Genomic DNA, 500 nt, shown 5'->3' with positions numbered 1-500 from the left:
CAATGGATCGGGGCATGGATGCCACAAAGGGTCCGGCCTTGAAATATCGCCTGAAGTAGAAGGGATCAAAAATGAGCAAAGTGATTGGTATCGATCTCGGTACAACCAACTCCTGTGTCGCCATCATGGATGGCTCCCAGCCAAAAGTAATTGAGAACGCAGAAGGCGCGCGCACCACGCCGTCTATCGTTGCGCTCACCGATGACGAGCGCCTTGTGGGCCAGCCGGCAAAACGCCAGGCCGTCACCAACCCGGAAAACACCATCTTTGGTGTGAAGCGTCTGATCGGTCGTCGTAAGGATGACGCAGCGCTGTCCAAAGACCTCAAAAACATGCCATTCTCCGTGATCAACGGCGGCAATGGCGACGCTTGGGTCGAAGCCAAGGGTGACAAATACTCCCCATCCCAGATTTCCGCTTTCATCCTCGGCAAGATGAAAGAGACCGCCGAATCTTATCTCGGCGAAGACGTGACACAGGCTGTGATCACGGTTCCTGCC

1 protein-coding gene is annotated in these 500 nt (G+C 55.0%); it reads left to right on the top strand.

The genetic code is table 11. The features are described 5' to 3' along the window. Positions 1–71: 71 nt before the first annotated feature. Positions 72–500, top strand: a 429-nt coding sequence (locus tag J7380_RS20310; protein WP_209198725.1) for an Hsp70 family protein, incomplete at its 3' end; no start/stop codon positions are given.

It is taken from the genome of Ruegeria sp. R8_1 (assembly GCF_017743815.1).
Classification (GTDB): domain Bacteria; phylum Pseudomonadota; class Alphaproteobacteria; order Rhodobacterales; family Rhodobacteraceae; genus Ruegeria; species Ruegeria lacuscaerulensis_A.
This window is presented reverse-complemented; position numbering and strand designations above follow the sequence as displayed.